Source organism: Candidatus Amarolinea dominans (assembly GCF_016704685.1).
GTDB classification, from domain to species: domain Bacteria; phylum Chloroflexota; class Anaerolineae; order SSC4; family Amarolineaceae; genus Amarolinea; species Amarolinea dominans.
In genome coordinates this window covers 22,165-30,177 of the sequence record NZ_JADIZS010000064.1, presented here as the reverse complement: position 1 = coordinate 30,177, position 8,013 = coordinate 22,165, and the positions used below count along the sequence as shown (strand labels likewise).

Sequence of the window (8,013 nt, the reverse complement as noted above, 5' to 3'; positions counted from 1 at the left end):
GCAGTCCTTCGTCGTACACGTGACGCAGACCGCCGCGTCGCGCACCTTGACTTCGCTGGGGCTGACAAGCGAGCCGAAGAAGTTGAATTGGCCGACCGGGCAAACATATTTGCAGAAGGCCGCACCCTGGAACAGGGTGTCAACCACGAAGGCCACCGCGAAGTAGGCCAGAATCAGCCAGGCGGTCAGCCAGGGGCTGGCCCACAGGTCCCAGCGCTCATAGGCAAAGAAGAAGAAGACGAGCAGCGCCAGCGCCAGCCATTTGCTGCGCAGCGCACGCGGCAGCGGCCGGCCGCCGGCCAGGAAGCGATTTTGCAGCCATTTGCCCAGGCGCCGCGGCAGCATGAAGGGGCAGGCAAAGCAGAAGAGGTTGCCGATGACGAGCAGGCTGAGCACCAGGAAGCCGCGGTACTGGATCCAACTGGTCACGGTTGCCAGGTTCTTGGGCGCCAGGCTGGGGCCGGTCAGCCCGTCGAAGATCAGCACAGCGCTCAGGATCAGAAAAACGGTCTGCACGGTCGTGCGGCTGTGACGCCAGCGCAGAAAGCGGCCCAACAGCGGCCAGCGCAGCAGGTCGGCCGCTGATTGCCGCAGATAGGACGATTGGGCGGGTGTGCGCGAGTGTGTCATGGCGCTCCTGTTCTACCAACGATCGAACTGTGGGCTGGCGTTGCCTTGCAGGCCAACCATCGCGTTACGGCTCCGTCACCCCCACCGGGAAATCGGCCTGCGCCTGGCGGCCGTCCGGCAGCGTCACTTTGACCGTCACCACCCAATCGCCGCCCATCGTCCAGTTGAAGGGCGCGGTGTAAAGCCCATCCTGACCGCCGGTGGCGGCGGCGAATACGGGCACCATGCCGGCGTGAATCATGTTGCCCTCGACCGACACCGCGGCATCTTCCACGGGCCGACCCGCCGCGTCGGTCACCTGCACCGTCAACGTGGCCGCGCCTGTCTGGACGCTGCCCGCGCCCGTGCGCAGCTCGATGCGCAGATCGCTCACCGGCGTCGCCCTTCCGCCGCAGGCGCTCAATATCAACAGAGTCAACATCAACAGAGTCAACGCCAACAGTGCGCCGATCAACCCCACGCGCCGCATGTGACGCACGTGTCTGGCTGTCGTCCACCTGGCGCCCCTTCCCCCTCGGTACAGATCATCCCTCATCATCCACATCTCCGATCTCCGATCCCCGATCTCCGCTCTCCGCTCTCCGCTCTCCGCTCTCCGCTCTCCGCTCTCCGCTCTCCGCTCTCCGGTCTCCTCCGCTCTCCGGTCTCCGCTCTCCGGTCTCCGATCTCCGCTCTCCGCTCTCCGCTCTCACTCCGCTCTCCATCTCCGCTCTCAATTCTCCTCCCCACCAACCTCCGCATATCTTCCACGAACTGCTCGGCGGTCATGTCGCTGGACGGGGGGATACCCCGGATGCGGCCTGCGGCATCCACCAGCACAAAGCGCAGGGGGTGGTTGATTTCGCTATGCTCCTCGCTGCTCGCCTCGTCACTATGACCCTGTGTCAGGCCGACCTTGAAGCCGTTCTCCAACAGGTCAGCCGTTTCCTGCTCTGTGCCCACCAGGAACCGCCAAAGCGTGGGATCGGCATCGAAGGCTTTCCCATAGGCTTTGAGCACGGATGGGGTGTCGGTGTCCGGATCCACGCTGATCGAGACGAGCTGCACCTTGCCTGCCAGGCGGGCATCGGCCTTGACTAATTCCTGCACCTTGCGCATCTTGGGCATCAATTCAAGGGGGCACTCGTCCGGGCAGGCGGTGTAGATGAAGTTGACCAGCCAGACGCGGCCGGCAAAATCGCTCGTACTGACGCGCTGCCCATCCTGGTCGGTCAGGGTGAAGGCGGGCGCGTTCCAGTAGACCGGTAAGGGGGTCGCGTTGACCCCGCCACAAGCGGTCAGCAGCCCCAGGCTGATAACCAGCACGGTGATCCAGGGCAGAACCGGTGATTTCTCTGTTCGGTGTTCCACAAGTAACTCCTGAAGTTGTTTCATGCGTCACGCCTGATGTGATTGGGAACCCTGCCGCTACCTGTCGGCATGTCACACCACCCGATCCACCACCATGGCCGCAAACAAGAGGGCCAGGTAGAGGGTGGAGTATTTGTAAAGACTGAGGGCCGAGGCTTTGGTGCCCGTTTGGCGCAGGCGCAGCGCCAGGTAGATGAAGATGCCGCCCAGCGCCAGCGCGGCGATCAAGTAGACTGGCCCTAGCAGGCGGGTGACCGCGGGCAGCAGGGTGACAATCAGCATAGGCCAGGTGTAGGCGACGATCTGCTGGCGGGTGTTGGCCTCGCCATGCACCACCGGCCACATGGGAATGTTGACCATCGTGTAGTCACGCTGCGCCAGGAGAGTTAGCGCCCAGGTGTGGGGCGGCGTCCAGCAGAAGACGACGGCAAAGAGGATGACAGCCAGCAGATCAATCTGACCGGTGACGGCCGTCCAGCCGATCATGGGCGGGAACGCGCCGGCTGCACCGCCGATGACGATGTTGTACGGGGTGCGGGGCTTCAGCCACAGGGTGTAGATAACGACATAGTAGAGCAGGGCAAAGGTCGAGATCACGGCGCTCAGAATGTTGACATAAACAACGAACACGACGACCGAAAGGATACCGAGCGTCAGGCCGTAGATCAGACCATTGATGGGGGCGATGCGCGCCGAGGCCAGCGGCCGGCGTTGGGTGCGCGGCATGATCTTGTCTTTCTCACGCTCCAGGTACGCGTTGATGGTGTTGGCGGACGAGGCGGAGAGCGCGCCGCCCAGCAGCGCCCACAGGGTCAGGCCCCAGGGCGGCCGGCCGGCCGTGGCAACCAGGATCGCGGCCAGGGTGATGACGAGCAGAAGGACGGTGATGTAGGGCTTGGCCAGCCAGAAATAGGCGAAGATGACGGACCCCAGGTTGTTGCGGCGGCTGCCGGCGGTCCTGGCGTCACTGCCGGGGATGATCTCGGCGCCTAGTCCCTCTTGGTAGAGCGTGAAGAGAACCACGAAGCCGGCCCACACGGCCGCGGCCAGGCCCAGGTGCGCGGCGTTGATCCAGGCGGGCAGGGGGAGCAGCGCGTTGGCCGCGCCCAGTCCAATCTGGCCGGCGAAGAGGGTGAGCATGGCTCGGTTCCAGCGGCGTGCGCTGCGGCTTTCACGGCCCAGGATGCCGGTGTAGCGCCAGGAGAGCCACAGGAACACGAGCAGTGTGGCAAGCACGCTGCTCCGATGCAGCATCTGGATGATCTGCAGGCTGGCCGGCGCGCTGCTGAGGCCGCAGTTGGGAAAGGCCGGACACGCGCTGGCCGCCAGGCTGTGGGTGACGGCCGCGCCGGTCAGCACCAGGATGAAGGCAGCCACGGTCGCCAGGGTCAACCAGGCGCTGAAGCCGCCGTACTCCTCCTGCGTCTGCACGATGCGGGCCAGGATGGCGCCGCGGTTGCGGGTGCGCGACCAGGCGAGGAGCGTGTTGGCCGTGAGCAGACCCAGGCTGAGCGTCGCCAGGCTGGCGTGTGTCCAGGTCAGCAGGGAGACGGGAGCAGCGCCGAGCAAGCTGCCGATCAACGCCTGCACGGCTACGATGCCGGCGGTGATCATCAGCAAGCGTGGCGCGAGCCGGTGCAGATGCCCGCGGTTGGTCAGCGCGATGCGCAGGAGCAGTAAAACGGCCAGGACAAGCAGGCCGGCGCCCAGGCGATGCCAGAGGTCGAGCCAGCCGCCTGCTGCAACGCTCAGCGTGAGGCGGCCGTCACACAACGGCCAGGTGCGGCAGCCGAGCGCAAGACCTGTGGTGCGCGCCAGGCCGCCCAGCACAAGAACAATCCAGGCGCCGATCGAGGTCCACAGCGACAGTTGACGAAACCAGCGCATGTTGCCGGTTTCGGCCACGAGCATGCGAAGTGGCACGTGAAAACCCCCAATACAGAAACGATGAATGATGAACGTGAATTCAGGTTCCCGTTCGCCATTCATCGTTCATCTGCCATTATTAGACCTTATCGGGAATAACGGCGCGCCACGACATGCAGTAGTCAAATCGTCAAGAGAAACTGCTGGTTGTGGCTCGGACTACAACTCGGCTTATTCCCGATAAGGTCTATTATACTACACGGGGGAGGTTGTGACAAGAAACACAAAGGCTCTGACATTCTGCCGCGGAAAAAACGGCCGGCAGCAATTCCAAACTTGGACGATTCTTTGCCACAAAGAACACAAAGAGCGCAAAGACACCGCCAATGTGCGGTTGAACTGCCATTTCTTTGTGTTCTTTGCGTTCCTTGTGGTCAAAAACGCTTGCCCTGTTGATATTGCTGGTCACCAGGATAAGCTGCGACCGTGTCCTAGTCTGAGCCGTGCGCGGCGCCCGTGGCCGGAATGCCGCTACTAAGCGTGTGGCGACCATAGTCATACGGGCCGCCGCCCACATGCGGTTGATGCGTTTCATCCCAGTTGAAGATGGATGGCGGCGATGACGTCTGCCATTCCAGGGTCTTGGCATCCCAGGGGTTGTCACCGGCCACCTCGCCCTTGAACAGGCTGACCGCGACGTTCCACATGAAGGGGAGGGTGGAGGTGCCCAGGAGGTAGGCGCCGATGGTTGCAATGAGGTTCATAGCATAGAACTGGGGGTCGTAGTCGGCCACGCGGCGCGGCATCCCAAGCAGGCCGGAGACGTGCATGACCAGGAAGGTCGTATGGAAGCCGATGAAGTGCAGCCAGAAATGGAGTTTGCCCCAGGTCTCGTTCAGCTTACGACCGGTGATCTTGGGGAACCAGTAGTAGATGCCGGCGTAGATGGCCGTGACACTGCCGCCGAAGAGCACGTAGTGCAGATGCGCGACCACGAAGTAGGTGTCATGCACGTGGATGTCAACCGGCACGGAAGCGAGGACCACCCCGCTGATGCCACCGAGGACGAAGAGGGAGATGAAGCCCAGGGCGAAGAGCATGGCGCTGTCGAAGCGCAGCTTGCCTTGCCAGATGGTGCCCAACCAGCCGAAGATCTTGACGCCGGTGGGGACGGCGATGACCATGGAGGTAATCATGAAGGGCACCGTCATCCAGGGGTTCATGCCACTGGTAAACATGTGGTGTGCCCAGACGGTGAAGCCCAGGAAGCAGATGGCCAGACTGGAGAAGGCGATGGCCTTGTAGCCGAAGATCGGTTTGCGGCTGAAGACCGGCAGCACGTCAGAGACGACGCCCATGGCGGGCAGCACCATCACGTAGACGGCCGGATGCGAATAGAACCAGAAGAGGTGCTGCCACATCAAGGGATCGCCGCCCTGCGTGACGTTGAAGAAGTTGGCGTGGAAGATGCGCTCGACGGCCAGCAGGAACAGGGCGCTGGCGATGACGGGGGTACCCAGAACCTGGATGATCGAGGTGGCGACAATGCTCCAGGTGAAGAGCGGCAGTTCGAACCAGCCCATGCCTGGCGTGCGCATGCGAGCGATCGTGGTCAAGAAGTTGACCCCGCCAAAGATGGATGAAAAGCCTAAGATGATGATGGAAATGGCCCAGATCGTCTGGCCGTCACCCCCCAAGAGGGAGAGCGGCGGATAGGCTGTCCAACCTGCTTCGGGCGCGCCCACCAGGAAGGATGAGCAGAGCAGCAGGCCGCCGATGACGATCAGCCAGAAGCTGACCGCGTTGAGTTTGGGAAACGCCATGTCATTCGCGCCGATCTGCAGCGGGACGATGTAGTTGGCCAGGCCGGCCAGCACCGGGATCACCCAGAGGAAGATCATGATGGTGGCATGCATCGTGAACAGGCGATTGTATTCGGTGCCCGAGTAATACTGGCTGCCTGGCTGCGCCAGTTCGGTGCGCACCAGGAGCGCCAGGATGCCGCCCAGCAAGAAAAACAGAAACGTCACGGTGATATACTGAATGCCGATGACTTTGTGATCGGTGTTGAAGGTAAAATAGTGCCACCATTTCCAGGCGCCGTGCATGACAAAGCCTTCATGGTGTTCGGCATGACCGGCGCCATGCCCACTCTGCTCGACAGCAGGTGCGTGTGCCATCTTGATGTTCTCCTCGCTTACTTCTGGCTTGACAGGTAGGTGACCAGCGCTGTGAGTTCGGCCTCAGATAGAGACGTGCCGAAGGTTGGCAGCATGACGTTGGCCGGACATGCGCCCATTGGACACTGCGGCGCCAGGTACTCACCCGGTTTGACGATGGATGTCCTGATGTATTCCGCAGCCGTCTGGCCGGCGACGCGGGTGGCCGCGACGACGCCGATTTGGTTTAGATCAGGCCCGATCTGCCCAGCGCCGCCGGCGTCGGTCAGTGTATGGCAGGTGGTGCAACCGGCCTTCTGGAAGACGCTGCGACCGTAGGCGATGGGGTCGTTGGTGTCAACCGTCTTGTTCTTCTGTTCTTGCACCCACGCCTCGAAGTCCGCGGCCGAAACCACTTTGATCGTGCCGCGCATCTGCGCGTGGCCGGCGCCGCACAGTTCAGCGCAAACAATGGCATATTCACCGATTTTGGACGCTGTCGCCCGCGTATCGGTGACCCGATCGGGCATGGCGTCGCGCTTGATACGGAAATCGGGCACCCAGAACGCGTGCAGCACATCCGTGGCTCGCAGCCGGTACTGCACCGGACGGCCAATCGGAACTACCAGCTCGTTCTGTACCGTGATGTCCTCCTCAGGATAGTAGAAAGTCCAGAAGAACTGCTGACCTGTCACCTCGACCACCATGTCGGTCTTGGCAAAGGCACGCTCCGCGACGAAGGTCTGGTAGCTGAGGAAGCTGATGATGATGACAATAATGGCCGGCACCGTGGTCCAGATAATTTCCAGCGTGTTGTTGCCGTGGATCGGCGGGCCATCCTCGTCATCGCCTGGCTTGCGGCGGAATTGGAGCGCGGCGTACACCAGGGCGGCTTGCACGAGAAGAAAGATGACCGTGGCGATGCCCATCATTAAATTGAAGAGGGAATCAACGCCAACGGCCTGTTCGGACGCCTGCACAGGCATGAAAAGATTGAGCGAGGTGACGACGACGCCAGCGCCCAGGAAGAGCAGGGATGCCAGGACGACGAGCAGGCCCGAAAAGTTGGGGCGCAGGCGGGAGTAGACGATGCCGATGACGAGGCCAAAGACCATGTGCCCGGCAATGAAACCGGGCTTGGCCGCGAAGGCCATCCCAGGGGCCAACATGGGCAGGAGCAGGTCGGCCAGGAAGAAGATGATCAGGCCATAAATGGCGCCTGCCGCCACCGGCGCGCCCAAGCGACGAGGCAAGCGCAGCACGCCGTGGTAGATCAGCGCAAACGCCATGCCGAGGAGGGCCGAAAGACCAAAATGAAACAGGGAACCGACCAGGGCGGTGGTGAAGTTGAACTGAGGGCCGACCACATCAGGGCCAAGAATCGCGCTGGCGATCTGGTTGAGGGGCGCCCACACGCTCATGGCGCCGCTGCGGTCGAACAGGCCGACAAGCATCGCCAACAGGCCCATGGCCAGGCCGCCGCCGACACCTGCCAGCGCGCCTGCCATCAGGTCGCGCCGTGTGAAGGGCGGGGTGCGCATGTCGGAGGCATCCAGGGGCACTGCCACCGGCAACGGCGCTTCGTAGACCTCCACCAGGGTGATGGGCTGGCCGGTCGAATCGGTGACGTCGCGCCGATTCCAGCGGAAGACCGCCTCGTCGTATCCTTCTGCTGCCATGTTGCTGTCAACCTGGGCCGGCGTAGGCAAGGCGCCCACCATGCGACCCACGATGCGCACCGCGTCCAAATTCAACTGCGGATAGAGGCTGCTCAGGACTTGGCGGGACCACTGATCCGGCAGGATGGGGTTGGGCGGACAAAATAGAGATAGGCTGCGCGCAATCGGTAGTTCGTGCTCATTGAACTGCTGCTCCCAAAAATGTGAGGTTGTTCACGCAAGATGATTCCACAGGTCACGCGAACGGTACGTACGATGGTCGTCGTTTCACGTCACTTGACGTCATTGGTACGGGCGGCACATGCTAACATACGTGACGCACCTTGTCA

5 protein-coding genes and 1 pseudogene are annotated in these 8,013 nt (G+C 62.4%); all 6 read right to left on the bottom strand.

Going from position 1 to position 8,013, the window contains the following annotated elements; genetic code table 11:
* A pseudogene (locus tag IPF85_RS24180) lies at window positions 1-630 on the bottom strand (FesM); the annotation flags it as partial.
* Window positions 631-694: 64 nt separating this feature from the next.
* Window positions 695-1,099: a FixH family protein gene (locus IPF85_RS24175; RefSeq protein ID WP_343410609.1), complete on the bottom strand. Its 405-nt coding sequence runs from the start codon at window positions 1,097-1,099 to the stop codon at window positions 695-697.
* 65 nt (window positions 1,100-1,164) lie between these two features.
* The gene (locus IPF85_RS24170; protein ID WP_343410606.1) at window positions 1,165-1,980 is read right to left on the bottom strand and encodes an SCO family protein; all 816 of its coding nucleotides are present in this window, start codon (window positions 1,978-1,980) and stop codon (window positions 1,165-1,167) included.
* A 72-nt stretch (window positions 1,981-2,052) separates the two neighbouring features.
* Window positions 2,053-3,903 (bottom strand): heme o synthase, encoded by a 1,851-nt coding sequence (locus IPF85_RS24165; RefSeq protein WP_343410605.1) that lies wholly within the window; start codon window positions 3,901-3,903, stop codon window positions 2,053-2,055.
* A gap of 434 nt (window positions 3,904-4,337) precedes the next feature.
* On the bottom strand, window positions 4,338-5,954 hold the full coding sequence (gene ctaD, locus IPF85_RS24160) for a cytochrome c oxidase subunit I (protein WP_343410608.1): 1,617 nt from the start codon (window positions 5,952-5,954) through the stop codon (window positions 4,338-4,340).
* Window positions 5,955-6,043: 89 nt separating this feature from the next.
* Window positions 6,044-7,759 (bottom strand): cytochrome c oxidase subunit II, encoded by a 1,716-nt coding sequence (coxB, locus tag IPF85_RS24155; protein WP_343410604.1) that lies wholly within the window; start codon window positions 7,757-7,759, stop codon window positions 6,044-6,046.
* Between the last annotated feature and the right edge of the window lie 254 nt (window positions 7,760-8,013).